Here is a 15,417-nt window from a genome sequence, read left to right as displayed (position 1 = left end):
GTACTCATCATGATTATTGATAAACAAACATTAAATCACTACGAAAGCCGTTATAGGGCGAAGTTGATTAATTCGTTGGCTGGAATGAAACAAGCTGTTTTGGTGGGAACCCAATCGACTGACGGACAACCAAATCTGACTGTTTTTAATTCCTTGATTCATATCGGAGCGAATCCTCCGCTTTGGGGAATTATTTGTCGACCGGATACGGTGAAGCGGGATACATTGGACAATATTCTGGAAACCGGTCAATACACCTTGAATTATGTGCAGACAGGTGATTTTGAAAAAGTACATCAAACCTCCGCAAAGTATGATCAATCGGTTTCTGAATTTGAAGCTTGTGGTTTTACAGCGCTCTATCAGGCGGATTTCCATGCACCTTTTGTGGCTGAAGCACCTGTGAAAGTGGCCATGAAACTGGAACAGAAAATAGACATTTCCATCAATAATACGATTTTGATTATTGGAAGTATTGAGCAAATTGAATTGGATGAAAGCCTGATTTCAGCAGATGGTTTTGTTTTTCTGGATCAAGCAAATCTATTGGCATGCAGTGGGTTGGATGCCTATTATGAAGCACATCTAATCGGAAGATTGAGCTATGCAACCACAGATAAATGGCCAACAAAACTAGTGTGAAGGAAGAAATCGTTCTTGTTTGGTTGAAAAGGGATTTGCGCTTTACCGATCACGAATCGCTTTACGAGGCACAAAAACAAGCTTTGCCCATTTTGCTTTTATATTGTTTCGAGCCGTCCGTCATGAACTATGAAGACAGCGATGTGCGGCATTGGCGATTTGTTTATCAGTCCATTCAGGATATGCAGGCGAAGCTTACAGGAATGAGCATTTATGTGTTTCACGATGAAGTTATTTCCGTTTTTGCGGAATTGGCCAAAAATTATGCAATTCAAACTATTTTCTCACATCAGGAAACAGGAAACAAACTAACATTCGACAGAGATCTTTCGGTTCAGCAATTTTGCAGGGAACATACCATCGAATGGAAAGAATACCAGAACAATGGGGTAGTTCGAAAACTCAGGTCAAGAAAAGATTGGGATGAATTGTGGAAATCAAAAATGCAGGAAGAACCCCGGTTTTTCGAGTTGAATTCCTTGAATTTAGTTCGGATGAAAGAATCGGTATATCAGAGGATAAAAGGTCCTGAATTAAATGCAGATATTCTGGTATTCGATAAGTCTTTTCAACCGGGAGGTGAGAGTTATGCCTGGAAATATTTGGAAAGCTTTTTAAAAGGGCGCTATGTGAATTATTCGAAACACATTTCCAAACCGGCATTAAGTCGCAAGGGATGTAGCAGACTTTCTCCGTATCTCACTTATGGAAATATCAGTATGCGGATGGTTTATCAATCAACCATGAATCTGTATGAAACTGCAACCGCAAATAAAAGAGCACTTTCCAATTTCATTTCACGCTTGCACTGGCATTGTCATTTCATCCAAAAGTTTGAAGACGAGTGTCGAATGGAATTTGAAAACGTCAACCGTGCCTACAATGTGTTGGTAAAACCCAAAAATGAAACGGACATTCTTGCTTGGCAAGAAGGGAAAACAGGTGTGCCAATAGTGGATGCCTGCATGCGTTGTTTGGTGGCAACCGGTTATATCAATTTCCGGATGCGTGCATTGGTCGTCTCCTTTTTTGTATTTAATCTTTGGCAAGACTGGCGAGATCTGCATTTTTTGGCGCGACAATTTTTAGATTATGAACCGGGAATTCATTATCCACAGCTGCAAATGCAATCGGGGGTTACGGGAATAAATACGATTCGCATTTACAATCCGGTCAAAAATTCAGAAGAACATGACTCGGAGGGAGTGTTTATTAAAACGTGGATTCCGGAATTAAAGGAAGTTCCTCCTTCACTTATCCATGAGCCGTGGAAAATGACTGCAATGGAACAAAGTCTTTACGGGGTTCAAATCGGAGAAGATTATCCCAATCCGATTGTGGATATCGAGGCTACCAGAAAAGCGGCTAGTGATATGGTGTGGAGTTTCAGAAAACAGGAAGTGGTGAAAGAAGAAGGCAGCCGCATTTTGAAAAAACATGTGAATACTTCCGGTTCCTTCAAGTCAAACAGGAAGAAATGAAGCGACAGAAAAAACAGGATTTACCAAGCAAAATGTGTGTTGCTTGCCAACGACCATTCACTTGGAGAAAGAAGTGGGAGAAAGTTTGGGATGAAGTAAAGTATTGCAGCGAAAAGTGTCGAATGAATAAGTAAATCAATGAGTATAGGAGTTGTTTTTCCGCATCAATTGTTTGAGCAAAGCAAGCTTGTTTTAAGTTGCAAAACCATTTATTTGGTAGAGGAATGGTTGTTTTTTCGACAATACCATTTTCACAAACAGAAAATAGCTTTTCATAGAGCAAGCATGAAGTTCTATGAACACTATTTGCAATCAAAAAACATCCAGGTCATTTACATCGATTCCTTCAATGAATTATCGGATGTCAGAAAACTCATTTCGCATCTTCATTCGCTGGGTATTCCACACTTTGAATACATTGACACCACAGACAATTGGTTGGAAAAAAGAATCGGTGAATCATGTGAAAAGCATGGTATTCAATCGGATAAACATCCGTCATTACTTTTTATCAATTCTTCTGAAGAACTGAGGACTTATTTTTCCGGTAAAAAGCGCCTGTTTCAGACCGATTTTTATAAACATCAACGAATTAGCAGATCGATCTTATTAGAAAAGAATGCTAAACCGCTTGGTGGAAAGTGGAGTTTTGACGATGAAAACCGATTGAAATATCCGAAAACAAAGACCCCGCCGGAAGTTGAAGGGATTCCTTTAAACCCTTTTCATGAAGAAGCAATGGGGTACGTCGAAAAGCACTTTTCAACAAATTATGGCAAACTCAATACAGATTTCATTTATCCCGTAACCTTTGATGATAGTAAAAAGTGGCTAAGAGATTTTTTGAAAACGCGGTTTTCCGAATTCGGTGCTTATGAAGATGCCATTGTTTCCAAGGAGCATATTTTACATCACAGTGTGTTAACTCCGATGCTCAATGTTGGATTGATTACTCCTCAATTCATTGTGGATGAAACAGTAAACTATGCCCTTAGTGAGGAGATCCCAATGAATTCGTTGGAAGGTTTTATCCGGCAAATCATCGGTTGGCGTGAATTCATCCGGGCAGTTTACGAATTAAAGGGAAGTGAAGAACGAACGAAAAATTACTGGGGATTTAAACGAAAAATTCCTCGTTCATTTTGGGAAGGAACAACCGGAATAGAACCCATTGATTCGACGATCAAAAAAGTATTGGAAACAGGGTATTGTCATCACATTGAGCGATTGATGGTATTGGGGAATTTTATGCTCTTGTGTGAATTTGATCCCGATGAAGTTTACCGTTGGTTTATGGAACTTTTTATTGATTCGTACGATTGGGTGATGGTTCCGAATGTTTATGGAATGAGTCAGTTTGCAGATGGAGGACTGATGTCAACCAAACCTTATATCAGTGGCAGTAATTACTTGATGAAAATGAGTGATTTCAAAAAAGGGGATTGGCAGAAAACCTGGGATGGTTTATTCTGGCGATTCATGCATGTACATCGGGATTTCTTTTTACAAAATCCGAGATTGGGCATGTTGATCAGAAGTTTTGATGCGATGTCGGAAGAAAAGAAAAGGGCACATTTAAGTGAAGCTAAACACTTCCTGCAATCGCTTGATTTGTTGAGTAATAAGAATGAAAAATAACTAACAGAGATATGTCAAACTATTTAATTATTGGTGCTTCTTCCGGAATAGGGAAAGCACTGGCGCAACAATTGGCTGATTCAGGTCATCGGGTTTTTGGAACATTCAATACAACTGAAATTCATTCGGAAAATCCATTCATTCAGTACCACCATCTAAATGTTCTGGAGGACCAATTTTCTTTGGATTTTTTACCGGAGGAACTGGATGGGGTGGTTTATTGTCCGGGGAGTATTAACCTTCGACCATTTGAGCGAATCAAACCGGCTGATTTCCTGGAAGATTATCAATTGCAGGTCATTGGAGCCATCAAAACGATTCAAGCTGTCGCTTCCAAATTGAAAAACAGCAAAGATGCTTCTATCGTATTGTTTTCTACTGTTGCCGTTCAGACGGGATTGCCATTCCACTCTCAGGTTTCGGCTTCGAAAGGTGCGATTGAAGGGTTGACAAAAGCATTGGCAGCTGAGTATGCTCCCAAAATTCGGGTAAATTGCATTGCACCTTCACTGACAGATACGCCACTCGCAGCTTCATTGGTTAACAGTGATCAAAAACGGGAAGCAAATGCGCAGCGACATCCATTGAAACGAATAGGAACTGCTGAAGACATTGCTTCTATGGCTGAGTTCTTGCTTTCAGCGAAATCAAGTTGGATAACGGGACAGATTTTACATGTAGATGGAGGATATTCTTCACTTAAAGTTTAGGTTTCTAATAGTAGTAGGTCAATACCTTTAAGTGGTTGAGTAATAAAAAAACACTCAAAGATCGAAGTTAGTCACTAGCAGGAAGTTGAGCTAATTTTAGCTTACATTTGAGAAGCGATTTAAATTGAAAGCTATGAAACAACAAATACATCAACTGATGCATTCAAACCGGCAATTGATTTGCTTCTTCATCTTGTTCAATTCCATGGCTGCATTTGGTCAGGTTTACACCGGTCCCATTGCAAAACCTACAAGTGGATATGGTTCCGAAGGAACTTATACTTTAGCTATTGAATCTTTTACAAATCCGAATTTCCCCACAGAAAACATCCGGATTTATTATCCTTCAGGCATTACATCAAGTGTTCCGACTTTGTTTTATAGCCATGGATATGGAGGAAGTGATCCGCTTCATGTGATTGGACTTTTGAGCTTTTTTGCTAAGAAAGGATATGCCATCGTTTTTGTTCCTTATCAAACGAATGGGGTTTCCATTAATGATCGTTATGTAAATCTAACAGCAGGTTTTCGTAAGGCAGCCCGGGATTATCCAACTATTATTGACACTACCAGGGTTGGTTTTTTAGGTCACTCTTTCGGAGGTGGCGCTACAATTGGAGTTTCTCATACCTGTTTTACAGAAAATAATTGGGGGCAAAATGGAAGATTCATTTGTCCTTCTGCCCAATGGTATTCTTTTAATATTACCCAAACTGAGTTACAGACCTTCCCATTGGATACCAAAATGCTAACGTTTATCTACACGACCGATAGTGTAAATGACCATCGAATGGCGACTGAAATCTTTTCCAATATTAATATTCCTTCCGCTGAAAAGGATTTCATCCGAGTGGTTCCATCCACAGTCAGTGGTTACGATTACACTACCGAACACGATATGCCAACCACTTATGCGGCCTTTGACGCATTGGATTATTATGCATACTACAGACTGATAGATGCCTTATGCGATTACACATTTAATGGCAGTTTGGCAGGAAAGGATGTTGCATTGGGAAATGGCAGTACCAATCAGATCACGATGCCATCAGGAATGGCAAATTTGCTTCAAACGGATATGCCTGTAGCAGTATTTCCCGAAAGCATTTACGGATTTAAGTGCAGCGTATTGGCAAATCCAAGACAAGAATATTGCAATTCCAATCTCACATTGACAGAAGCATCACTAAATGATTCTCAGATTTTCATCTTTCCGAATCCGGCTCTGTCGTCTTTCAGTGTGAGGTATCCCAATCAAAACTTTTCTCTTGAAATTTTAGATGGTTCAGGCAGTAAAATTTACGAGAAAAATAAGATCACGGAGCAGGTAATTGTTTCGATGGAAACCTTCCCGAAAGGATTGTATTTGGTCAAAATGATTTTGGAAAATGGTGATTTGCTGACAGAAAAACTGATCAAGGAATGATCAACATTTTCAGATAAATGAAACTCAAAAAAGGAATAACAGGAATTTGGAATGTAAAAGAGGAACAGATCAATACAAGTTCCGATGTTTCAAAATTCAAGGTTTTCTGATATCCAATCAATGCATTGGATAGTTAATGAGAAAATCAGTACTTTGGAGGAAGCTTAAACTCCGACAACATGATCAGTAAGCTGATTTTCGGGATGCTTTTTATGAGCAGTCTCTTTTTTGTTTTTTCCTGTGGTATCACTGGTAAAATCACGTCCTATGATTTTGATGTATCAAAAGACTCTCTGGAATTGGCGGTCAATCAATTTTTAGCTAAAAACGAACTATACCGGTTCCCTAAAAATGATCCTGCATGGAAGGCATATGCTCCTGAAGATTCCGTAATCGATTATCAACTGATTGATGGTGTAATGGTCCACAAGTACAAGAAGCTAACGAATATAGAAGTGTATTTCTATTTTAAGGATGAACCGGAGGAAGTGTATGAAATGAAGTATTATATGAATAAGGAGTACTGGGACAATCATCCGTTTAACAGTAGTTTGATGCTTATCAGTGTGGTGGAGAAAGGCGGGAAGTGGAGATACAGTGATCCCGTTTTCAATAGGTTCTTTCGAGGTAGGAAAAGAGTGGAGAAACGGTTGGAAGAAGAAGTTCTCAAAAAATTACCTTACAAATACAAAAAAGCAGCATGATCAAAGTAGCTGATAGAAGCCAATTATGGCTTTTCGGGCAAGAAACCGAACGACTTTCTTTTCGAAGGGTACATGAAGATGACTTCGATACCTGGTTGTCGTTTTGTGAAGATTCCGAAATCATGCGCTATTTTGCTTTTTCCGAAACAGCTTCTGCATCGGAAAAATGCCGGCAGTGGTTCGATAAGATTGCCTGGAGATATGAGAATCTGCAAGGAGGGATGAATGCATTGATTGATACCAAATCGGGAAAGTTTGTCGGTCAATGTGGCTTATTGGTTCATACAGTGGATGACACGGAAGAATTGGAAATCGGTTATTCCCTGATGCCCGAATCCAGAGGTTCCGGTTATGCATTCGAAGCCGCCCGGAAATGCCGGGATTTTGCTTTTCAACATGATTTCAGTGATTCCTTGATCTCAATCATCCATCCGGATAATGTCGCTTCCCAACTGGTTGCACTGAAAAATGGAATGAAGCTTTCAAAACAAACAACTTACAATGGCATGCCTGTGAATGTTTATCGGATTACAAAAGAAGCATGGGAAAACACCCTTGAAAACAAAAAGTAAGCTTTGTGATTGAGTGTAGTAGAGGAGGGGACCGGAACTAGAGTCGAGTACTTTGGAAGAGAATTTTAAGCTCCTAGGCTAGCTCTCCCACAATCAAATCTCACTCGTTCTGAAAAAGAGCTTCGAAGAAAGTGTGAGTTGGAAAGTGAAAATTGAGAGAAAGAAAAAGTCCCCATTTGGAGGCGTTTCCGAAGCTTTATATATAGTGGGCAACCGAATGAGGTACCGATTTTACTAGCTTGTATTGTAATGATTTTAAGTTTTTTTTTGTTATTCAAATATGCGAAATTTGCTAGTTGAGGTCAACTTGAGCTTAATTAGGGTCATTCGTTGCAATGATTAGATATTCATTGTTTGTTGAATTAGATTTATTTAAAGCATAACCATACATACCCAAATCCAATGTAACTACTCTATTGTTGGGTCTACATTGTTGAATTAACTCCGATATATCTTGAATGCTTGGGATGCCATTGTTTCGGTACGACACTACTATAATTGAATTTTGATGAGTATTAATTAGTTGCTCAAGTTGGAGTAGGAACGCTCTTGGGTTTTCGAATTCTGAGCTTTTATTTATGCTGATTTCTCTATTAAGTTTCTCAAAATTTATATGATTTTCTATCTCGGTATAATTAGCTAATCCTTCAAGAAAGTGATATTTCGCATGATATGTTGTATGACTACGACTTGTACTAAAATATGGTGGATCAACGTATAGCAAGTCAGCTCTGCTTGGGCAGTTTAACGCACTGAAATTCACTGCTATATTCTCTCTTCCGTTATCGAACGTAAACTTATCTAATTCTGCAATGAAACGCGTGAATAAAGTTTCAAAGGTATGTTCCCATGTGGTTTTATTTCCAAAACCGCCTCCATTATAATTTACTCTCATATTCAAATTGTTCCTGTGGAACAAATTGTATGGTCGTTTTATGATACATGATTGGAAGAGAATATAATAGGCACTAGCTTTTTGATTTTCGTTTTCAAGCATATTTGCATTCTGAATAAAGATGTCGATCTGCTCATTTTCTTCTTGTGTAAAATAGATCCCTTCAAAATTTGCAGCAATCGTATCTCTGTATTCGATACCCGGTCTTCTATTCAGGAGTCCTAGTGCTTCTTCAATGGTGAGTTCATTGGTAGTTTGTTGTATTAGCTTTTTTCCAATGTTATAATTGAATGCAAAAATATCATTATAAATTACGGATTTCCCTTTGACCTTGGCAAAATATGAAAAAATGCCAGTTCCCCCGAATACGTCCAGAACAGAATCAAACTCTAATCTTTGGGCTTCAATTTCTCTCCAAATTCTTTCAATAAGTTTTCTTTTGGAGCCGTAATAACGCGTTACTGGAAGGGCTATTTTGGGCATATTGAAAGTAAAATTTTTTGTAACTTGTCGAACTCTGGTTCGGCTACACATGTTATTCGTTGTCCCTCTTTGTCTGGAATTGGCACCTGGAAATGGTACGGTAAGCAATTTAATCCTGAACGAGTTTCGTTGTAGCCAGATTCTTTTTTATCAGAATGTTCATCGATGAAGAATTGGTAATCTGTGACAGTCTTGTCACTGTAGCTGGATAACAGTACGAAATGAACCTCAATACCTTGATCAATCATAGGTTGTAATTTATCGATTATTTTAGAAGACTTTTTCAAAAAGTCATCTATATAATACCGAGACAATTTGGTTTTTGCCTCAACATAGTAGAATTTTTTATTAGCCAAAACAAGAAAGTCTACTTCACAATATACTTTCTTGTTTTCAAGTAGAGTGATGTTAGATAAAAACTGATAATTATTGGTTTGTAGCGCCTTTTCAACTAGATCCTCAAAATACTTCTCTAGAAAATAGTAGCATATTGCTGGCTTCAAAGTGGAAACTAGTTTTTTTGCCTTTTTTTCAGGTTCAGTTCCCCCACGAAAATGTCTTGCCTTGTCAATTCCCTCGTGGTTCAGCCAATGCAGCAGGTTATATTCAGTTCCAATTTTGGTGTCAGAGTAAACACCTAAAAGTGTTTCTTCTTCGATACTGGAAGATAACAAGAACTGATAATCCTTTAGGAGTGCTAACTTTTCAAAATGAATTACAGAATTGAAAAATATCTTGAATCTTTCTTCTATTAGCGCTGGATTGGCGATATAAAAGTTGTTTTTCAAGTGTGAAAGTAGTTGGTTTAATGCTACATCCGTACTTAGTGCTTTAAATTCTATCAGTGATGAATCAGCATAACCTAGTTTTCTGACTTTTTTACTGTATGTCTTTTCGAAAAGCAAAAAATAATACTCTTCAAGTCGATCACGCTTAATGAAACTGCTGAGGTCAATGCCTGGTTCTGGCAATAGAAATTTTTGATTTACTACTATTCCCAATTTTACACCTGTACTGATAGCTTTGAGAATTCCGGTATCAGTAACGTTTTCGAATCCTGGTGACAATTTAGCATACTTATCCTCATTAAACCAGAAATGTTCTTTATCAACAGGATAAGTGGCGACTATTCCATTTTCAATAAAATCTAGTCCAATTATCGCTAAAACGGGTTGTCCAGCTCTTTGTTCTGTCGAGATAGCTCCCTTGTAAAGGATGTCAGTTTCGAAGATGTCGATTTTTTCGAGACTTTTTTGGATTTTATCACTTTTTAGTTTAGAAATCAGTTGTTTTAAAATTCTAACTTTTTTCAATGCCGCCATTAGCCGTTCGTGGGCCCTTTCTCCCGTGCTAATGAATCTCGTGTCCTTTTTGTCAACGAAAAGAATGTCCGAACCATTTAATTGTGCTATAAAATCTTTATCAATGACTAAATTATCATTATAATGTTGCGAAATCAATGCAAAAAACTCATCATTTGTATAGGGTTTAATTTCCGTTCCGTCTTCTGCGATTTGTTTAGTCAATCTCTCTGGCCTGATCGACATTTCCGCAACAAATTCATCCTTGAACAAATCTTTTATCGAGAATTCCGCATCTGTGCTCCCCGCAACTGCCGGACCTTGTAATTGCATACCGATGTCAAAGGATATGTCACAAATCGCTTTGACAATGTCATCCAATTGTAGCGTAAAGTCATTGGAAAAAACGTTGCTATTATTGTCAAACATATTAAAGCTTATGTTTAGTGTAGTTTGAAATTATCTCCGTGAGCTGAGGTTGGAGATCATAATTATCGCGGTACATTTCTAAAAGAATAAACAAATCTTTTGGTTCAATGTCAATAATTTCCACACGTTCATCTTCACTCAAATCAAGCTTTGTATGGGTAAGTTCAAGCGTAACCGGACTGTACACAATGATATTAAAATGTGGATAAAGCGATATAAGTTTTTCAATCTTCGTTTTTTCGTTTTCAAAATCCTCCAGATAAGTGTTAAAGATGAAATAGTGTACCCTTTCAGTAACTTCATCAACAAACGTTCTTTCCTGCTTATTTAATCCCTTTGTCAAGCCAAGTGCTTCAACATAGTACTCCAAAGGATCAAAAAACTTTCTATGAAGATTCTTAAATGCGTCGTCATTTTCTAGTTTTTCCTCTGTATCAACGTATAACACGGACAATTCTGCTGTCTCTAAAAGTTCATGCAACGGTGCGACAGCCTCTTTCACGTACAACAATTTTGATATTTCCTGTATAGCTTCTCGATTGTTTGGGGTATTTTTTCTGAGAATCTGTGAATAGATATCTGTCGAGCTTTTTTCCGTTTGGAAGAGATCATTTAAATAGTCGATCAATTCTAACATTTCTTTTTTCTTAGCTAGGGGCTCAATTTGAATTATATCACCGTTAATTCGTGAATATAAAGCATCGTTAGCTGTACTTATCTCTTGCGCACCGGAAGCCGTTGTGAGACTAACAATAAGATAATGACCATTTACTTGGTTAAAAAGATCGACAAGTTCACGATATGACGTCAGAAAATGGCTAAAACGAATCTTGGATTTTTCCCGGATTTTTTCTACTTCGTCAATGGCAAATACAACGTAATTTGAATCATGTGATAAGATATTTAAAAACAGGACTAAAATTTCTCTCCTATTAAAATCTTTCAATTGCTCTAATTTATGATTGTCGAAATATCGTTTGTTGTAAAATCGCCCCGTGCCTAAATAGAGAATTTCGATAATCGTTTCTTCCGAATTACTAGGTTCGAAGAGCTTTTCACAGTAACTTTTTATCTCACGGAAATTACTATTATAGTCGTTTACTAGTTTTGGGATTATATCAGGATTCGCCCTTATTTTAACAATAATTCTTACAATTTCCTCTAAATATTGATCCTGCAATATTTTAAGCAAGAATAAAACAAGATCCGTTCTTTCAACATCAGCCCTTGAATATTGGACCTGAATTTTAAATTCTGAATATGTCTTGAAGAAAAGTTGAAGATACTTTAGCAAATTAGTTTTGCCATTTCCATACTTCGCAATAATCAAATTGGTAATCATTCGAGACGAATCAATTACTTCAAGCCGTTCTTTTACTACTTTTTTCAAAGCATCTTGTCCTACTATGTAGTATGGAAGTTCTGGAACTTTGCCTTCTGAGATATCTTTTCTAAAGCCAGTGAGTTTGCCACTTGGTAGGGCAAGTTTATCCCAAAGTTGGTCTATGTTCATTGCTGTTTAATTTTAATTTTGATTACAGGACGGTTTCGAATAAAGAAGCGTTCATTTCTGTCAATTGAGTTGACTGTATTGTCAAAAAAAATATGAAAGGTCTTCTTTTCACTTTCATAGAATTCAATTAACAATTTTTGAAAATTCTCTGGTGATATTCGCAGTCCTTTTTTTATATCATATAAGTTTACAAACCCTTGATCACTGACGTTCGTTGAAACATATGAGCGATAAATGTCATGGAATTTTTGTTTACGCAGCAAATACGTTTTCTTCATTTTGAAGTTTTCCTTTTCAAAAATTGAAAACAGCTTTTTAAGCTCGTCGAACAATATACTGAATTTAGGTTGGTTTTTAATGATCTCGATAAAATTCTTCCTGATATTTCCTTTCACATCCACAACATTCAGAGACTGCACCCAATATGAACGAACTACATTATAATTACTAAGACTAGAACTTGTGAAATTAAAATGTTTAATTTCTAAAAACTCATTAATGAAATCTATTTGGTCTCTTATCGTGTTTTTTAGAGAATATTTTTTTTCAAGTCTAATAAATAGACAATGCGTTATGAAAAGATGAAAATCAGCCTCCAGTAACCGACAAAAATAAAATTCTACTTCCTTTTTAGACAACGAGAAGAAACTTGATCGCATTTTTAATAATAATTCCCCATGCGGTGTTAATTCGTTTCGATTATTAATTAGTTCAAACTTATCTTTCGCTAAATTGACATAATAAGAAGCTGCCTTGTAGGTTGAATAGATCTGTCTTTCTAAGGAGGTTTTTCTGCTTTTAATTATTTCAGGTACTTCACTAAGGAAGTCGGCTTTCGATCTTGAACTTATATATTGGGAAATACTGTTAATTGCAACATCACTTGGAAGTCCATTAAATTCGGTGAGTGTAACCTTCTTGTATTCGCGTTCCAATGATTTAATTAAGTAGTAGTAAAAATTTAGATTAAGGTCTGAACTCGAAACTTTAGTTTTAGAATTCGCTATAAAATCGCATACCCACTTCGTCGTTTTTAGCTGTTGACTAAAAGGCCGATGTAAACTAGCGATGTATAGAACGTGGTTCATTATTCTTTTTGCTACAAAGTTAACATTTTAATTCATCATTCTAGCAACCCAAACGTATGCTAGAGGGCATATAGTTGCGGATGAATGTGCTGCATTTCAATTACCTTGGAAATCATATGGTCTAGCAATTATGTTCTGAATCGATATTTTCAAGTTGATAATTATTTGGTGCCCCCGTAGGGATTAGATATCCTTCTGTATTGTTCATAACGAGCATGGAACCTGCCATCTGCTGCATAGTGGCTAGGTTTTTCATTTCATCCAAGATGAAACGGTTTTTTTTCGTGAACCCATTTGAATTGGAACACGAATCGCAGGATTAAAAAAAAGTTTATCTTTCGTTCTTCAATTTCCACGATTCATTAAACACAGTAAACTTAGAATTCCAGTATGAAAGATTTTCAAGAAATCGAATTGTCCGATTCGGCAAAGACAGAGAGACAAAAAGCGATCAAAACAGTTTATCAACTTTTGATCTTAATGGGGATAGAATATGTCATATCCATCTGTTGGTTTATTTTACAAAAAGTGGTTATTCCTATCTTTTTTGAAAAAGATGGAAATACGAATTGGCAAAAAGTATCCCTTCTTTACAAAAGTTTTGGTTGGACAATGGATATCCTTTCAGTCATAGCCCTTGTAATTTTCAGTATCATCATTCCCAATAAAATCGCACGAATATTCTTGTTTGTTTTTCTCGGATTAAAAATCATATTTATCATTAGCTATAAAATACTGGAACAATAAGGATTCTAATTCACAGATTGCCGAAACTCTACAGGTGTCTGATTGGTTTTAATCTTAAATAACTTACTGAAGGATTGTGAATGCTCGAAGCCCAATTGAAAAGCAATTTCTCCGACGGATAATTCAGTGGTTGAGAGCTTTTCCTTGGCTTTTTCGATGAGCTTGGCATGAATGTGCTGCTGGGTGCTTTGACCGGTATGCTGCTTGATCAGATCACTGAAATACTTGGAAGTCAGGTTGAATTCCGAAGCCAGGTCGGCGACATTTGGAAGTCCGTTTTCAGATAGTAGTTCGTCCGTGAAAAGTTCATTCAATCGCGCTTCAAATTTTGATAGCAGGTTATTATACTGCGGTTTCCGCGTGATGAATTGCCGGGTGTAATAGCGATTGCTATAGGTCAGTAACAATTCCAGATTGGAGAGAATCACATCCTGACTCAGGGAATCAATCGGTCGGTGAAATTCCTTTTCGATCTGGATAAAGACGTTTTCAATGAATTGCTCTTCTTCATCCGATAAGATTAAACTTTCGGTGACAGCATAATCGAAAAAACTGAAGGTCTTGATTTTGGATTCCAGGGGATAGGACCGCAAATAATCCGGATGGATCAAAATCAGATAACCGGACGGAGCAATGAAATCTCCTTCAGTGATAAACACTTGGTTTGGAGCAAAAAAAGACAAGACTCCCTCATCAAAATCATAATCGGATTGTCCGTACCTGAATTTCCCGGGACATCCCTTTTTAAAAGTGATCTGGTAAAAATCCATCGAAAGTTTGATCTTTTCCTCCGAAACGATTTTGGGGAAATCCTCGAATCGCTGAATACTAAAGAGCGGATGTTTCGGTTTTGGAAACCCCAAAATAGCATTTTGCTGCGCCAAAGAATAGATATGAATATGCTGGATCGCTTTCTGTTTCATCTCTTCTAAATTTACGAATTAGTTTGCTAATCGTTTGCGGTAACTTTTCGCCCCCTGTTTTGCAATCGTTCTGTTAGGGATCAAACTGATGATCTTTACACCGAAACGGTTGAAACTTCCTGAAACATGAAACGGTTTCTTCTTCAGGTACGCACCAATAAATTCCTCTGCCACTTGTTCAGGTGTTTGAGTTCGACCAACAGCCGTCAGTGCTTCTCCGGTTTTATTTTCCAATTTGGCAGCTCTCATGAAATTCGTTTCTGTCAACCCTGGACTTAGTAACATGACATGAATATGGTACGGTTTACATTCCTCGTATAATGCCTGAGTAAAAAAACGGACAAAGGCTTTCGTTGCACCGTAAAGCGCCATATAAGGAATGGGCATGAATGAGATCATGGAACCCACATTGACAATCGTTCCACTTTTCCGGATTTTCATATCCTGCAGGAAATAATGCGTTAAACTAACCATGGAATTCATATTCAAATGCATCATGGCCAGTTCGCTTTCCAGGCTGATCTCAGCAAATTCACCTCCCGAACCGATTCCGGCATTGTTGATAAGACTTTCAACCTCGTAGTTCTCCTTTTTACAAGTGTCATAAACCAATTTTGGTGCATCTTCCTGTGCCAGGTCAGCTACAATGTAATTCGCCTGGATTTGGTGTTTGAGGGCGAGCTCCTTGCAAAGGATCTGAAGTTTGGCTTCATTTCGCGCTACGAGCACCACGTTATTCTTTTGTTCTGCAATCTTTCTGGTAATGGCTTCTCCGATTCCGCCGGAAGCTCCTGTGATCAATGTGACTTTCATATGATAAACTTTAATTTGTTGATACAAAGGTCAGTCAGAAGTTGGGTCTTTC

Annotated in this window: 15 protein-coding genes; 9 read left to right on the top strand and 6 right to left on the bottom strand. The window is 37.5% G+C overall.

Features of this window, described 5'->3' with window-relative positions; translation table 11 throughout:
* Nucleotides 1-9 precede the first annotated feature (9 nt).
* The 8 genes from AAG807_RS12145 (at nt 10) to AAG807_RS12110 (ending at nt 7,173) form a co-directional block, all read left to right on the top strand.
* Nucleotides 10-642 carry a flavin reductase gene (locus AAG807_RS12145; protein ID WP_341904176.1) on the top strand — a complete coding sequence of 211 codons (633 nt, stop codon included), beginning with the start codon at nt 10-12 and terminating at the stop codon, nt 640-642.
* A complete protein-coding gene (locus tag AAG807_RS12140) occupies nt 621-2,123 on the top strand; it encodes a deoxyribodipyrimidine photo-lyase (protein WP_341904173.1) in 1,503 nt (500 codons plus the stop codon). Before AAG807_RS12145 ends, AAG807_RS12140 begins: the two co-directional genes overlap by 22 nt.
* Nucleotides 2,120-2,257, top strand: a complete 138-nt coding sequence (locus tag AAG807_RS12135; RefSeq protein ID WP_341904171.1) for a DUF2256 domain-containing protein — start codon at nt 2,120-2,122, stop codon at nt 2,255-2,257. Before AAG807_RS12140 ends, AAG807_RS12135 begins: the two co-directional genes overlap by 4 nt.
* A gap of 4 nt (nt 2,258-2,261) precedes the next feature.
* Complete coding sequence (locus AAG807_RS12130; RefSeq protein WP_341904166.1) at nt 2,262-3,761, top strand: cryptochrome/photolyase family protein; 1,500 nt, start codon at nt 2,262-2,264, stop codon at nt 3,759-3,761.
* A gap of 11 nt (nt 3,762-3,772) precedes the next feature.
* The gene (locus AAG807_RS12125) at nt 3,773-4,471 is read left to right on the top strand and encodes an SDR family oxidoreductase (protein ID WP_341904163.1); all 699 of its coding nucleotides are present in this window, start codon (nt 3,773-3,775) and stop codon (nt 4,469-4,471) included.
* Between the two features lie 133 nt (nt 4,472-4,604).
* Nucleotides 4,605-5,897 carry a T9SS type A sorting domain-containing protein gene (locus AAG807_RS12120; RefSeq protein ID WP_341904161.1) on the top strand — a complete coding sequence of 431 codons (1,293 nt, stop codon included), beginning with the start codon at nt 4,605-4,607 and terminating at the stop codon, nt 5,895-5,897.
* A gap of 179 nt (nt 5,898-6,076) precedes the next feature.
* Entirely contained in the window at nt 6,077-6,601 is a 525-nt protein-coding gene (locus tag AAG807_RS12115; protein WP_341904158.1) for a hypothetical protein, read from the top strand.
* The gene (locus tag AAG807_RS12110; RefSeq protein WP_341904154.1) at nt 6,598-7,173 is read left to right on the top strand and encodes a GNAT family N-acetyltransferase; all 576 of its coding nucleotides are present in this window, start codon (nt 6,598-6,600) and stop codon (nt 7,171-7,173) included. Before AAG807_RS12115 ends, AAG807_RS12110 begins: the two co-directional genes overlap by 4 nt.
* Nucleotides 7,174-7,486: 313 nt before the next feature.
* On the opposite strand, the gene AAG807_RS12105 is transcribed toward AAG807_RS12110, so the two are convergent.
* The 4 genes from AAG807_RS12105 to AAG807_RS12090 are packed head-to-tail and all read right to left on the bottom strand — an operon-like array spanning nt 7,487 to nt 12,729.
* Complete coding sequence (locus AAG807_RS12105; protein WP_341904151.1) at nt 7,487-8,551, bottom strand: DNA adenine methylase; 1,065 nt, start codon at nt 8,549-8,551, stop codon at nt 7,487-7,489.
* The gene (locus tag AAG807_RS12100) at nt 8,539-10,281 is read right to left on the bottom strand and encodes a hypothetical protein (protein ID WP_341904148.1); all 1,743 of its coding nucleotides are present in this window, start codon (nt 10,279-10,281) and stop codon (nt 8,539-8,541) included. Before AAG807_RS12100 ends, AAG807_RS12105 begins: the two co-directional genes overlap by 13 nt.
* A gap of 1 nt (nt 10,282) precedes the next feature.
* Nucleotides 10,283-11,794, bottom strand: coding sequence for a hypothetical protein (locus AAG807_RS12095; RefSeq protein ID WP_341904145.1), 1,512 nt, complete (start codon nt 11,792-11,794; stop codon nt 10,283-10,285).
* Complete coding sequence (locus tag AAG807_RS12090; RefSeq protein ID WP_341904143.1) at nt 11,791-12,729, bottom strand: hypothetical protein; 939 nt, start codon at nt 12,727-12,729, stop codon at nt 11,791-11,793. Before AAG807_RS12090 ends, AAG807_RS12095 begins: the two co-directional genes overlap by 4 nt.
* 543 nt (nt 12,730-13,272) lie before the next feature.
* On the opposite strand from AAG807_RS12090, the gene AAG807_RS12085 reads away from it, so the two are divergent.
* On the top strand, nt 13,273-13,629 hold the full coding sequence (locus AAG807_RS12085; RefSeq protein WP_341904141.1) for a hypothetical protein: 357 nt from the start codon (nt 13,273-13,275) through the stop codon (nt 13,627-13,629).
* A 5-nt stretch (nt 13,630-13,634) separates the two neighbouring features.
* Here the strand turns inward: AAG807_RS12085 and AAG807_RS12080 are convergent, their stop codons facing one another.
* Together AAG807_RS12080 and AAG807_RS12075 are read right to left on the bottom strand one after the other, a co-directional pair.
* Nucleotides 13,635-14,552: a helix-turn-helix transcriptional regulator gene (locus AAG807_RS12080; RefSeq protein WP_341904139.1), complete on the bottom strand. Its 918-nt coding sequence runs from the start codon at nt 14,550-14,552 to the stop codon at nt 13,635-13,637.
* 18 nt (nt 14,553-14,570) lie between these two features.
* On the bottom strand, nt 14,571-15,365 hold the full coding sequence (locus tag AAG807_RS12075) for an SDR family oxidoreductase (RefSeq protein WP_341904138.1): 795 nt from the start codon (nt 15,363-15,365) through the stop codon (nt 14,571-14,573).
* Between the last annotated feature and the right edge of the window lie 52 nt (nt 15,366-15,417).

The organism is Fluviicola taffensis DSM 16823 (assembly GCF_943372375.1).
Lineage (GTDB): Bacteria > Bacteroidota > Bacteroidia > Flavobacteriales_D > Crocinitomicaceae > Fluviicola > Fluviicola taffensis_A.
Note: the sequence above shows the minus strand (reverse complement) of the source record. Positions and strands in the feature narration are given on the sequence as shown.

Coding starts and splice junctions, on each gene's coding strand:
- AAG807_RS12125 (WP_341904163.1), top strand. CDS start 3,773: ATGTCAAACTATTTAATTATTGGTGCTTCTTCCGGAATAGGGAAAGCA.
- AAG807_RS12080 (WP_341904139.1), bottom strand. CDS start 14,552: ATGAAACAGAAAGCGATCCAGCATATTCATATCTATTCTTTGGCGCAG.
- AAG807_RS12130 (WP_341904166.1), top strand. CDS start 2,262: ATGAGTATAGGAGTTGTTTTTCCGCATCAATTGTTTGAGCAAAGCAAG.
- AAG807_RS12095 (WP_341904145.1), bottom strand. CDS start 11,794: ATGAACATAGACCAACTTTGGGATAAACTTGCCCTACCAAGTGGCAAA.
- AAG807_RS12110 (WP_341904154.1), top strand. CDS start 6,598: ATGATCAAAGTAGCTGATAGAAGCCAATTATGGCTTTTCGGGCAAGAA.
- AAG807_RS12145 (WP_341904176.1), top strand. CDS start 10: ATGATTATTGATAAACAAACATTAAATCACTACGAAAGCCGTTATAGG.
- AAG807_RS12075 (WP_341904138.1), bottom strand. CDS start 15,365: ATGAAAGTCACATTGATCACAGGAGCTTCCGGCGGAATCGGAGAAGCC.
- AAG807_RS12140 (WP_341904173.1), top strand. CDS start 621: ATGGCCAACAAAACTAGTGTGAAGGAAGAAATCGTTCTTGTTTGGTTG.
- AAG807_RS12120 (WP_341904161.1), top strand. CDS start 4,605: ATGAAACAACAAATACATCAACTGATGCATTCAAACCGGCAATTGATT.
- AAG807_RS12115 (WP_341904158.1), top strand. CDS start 6,077: ATGATCAGTAAGCTGATTTTCGGGATGCTTTTTATGAGCAGTCTCTTT.
- AAG807_RS12100 (WP_341904148.1), bottom strand. CDS start 10,281: ATGTTTGACAATAATAGCAACGTTTTTTCCAATGACTTTACGCTACAA.
- AAG807_RS12135 (WP_341904171.1), top strand. CDS start 2,120: ATGAAGCGACAGAAAAAACAGGATTTACCAAGCAAAATGTGTGTTGCT.
- AAG807_RS12105 (WP_341904151.1), bottom strand. CDS start 8,551: ATGCCCAAAATAGCCCTTCCAGTAACGCGTTATTACGGCTCCAAAAGA.
- AAG807_RS12085 (WP_341904141.1), top strand. CDS start 13,273: ATGAAAGATTTTCAAGAAATCGAATTGTCCGATTCGGCAAAGACAGAG.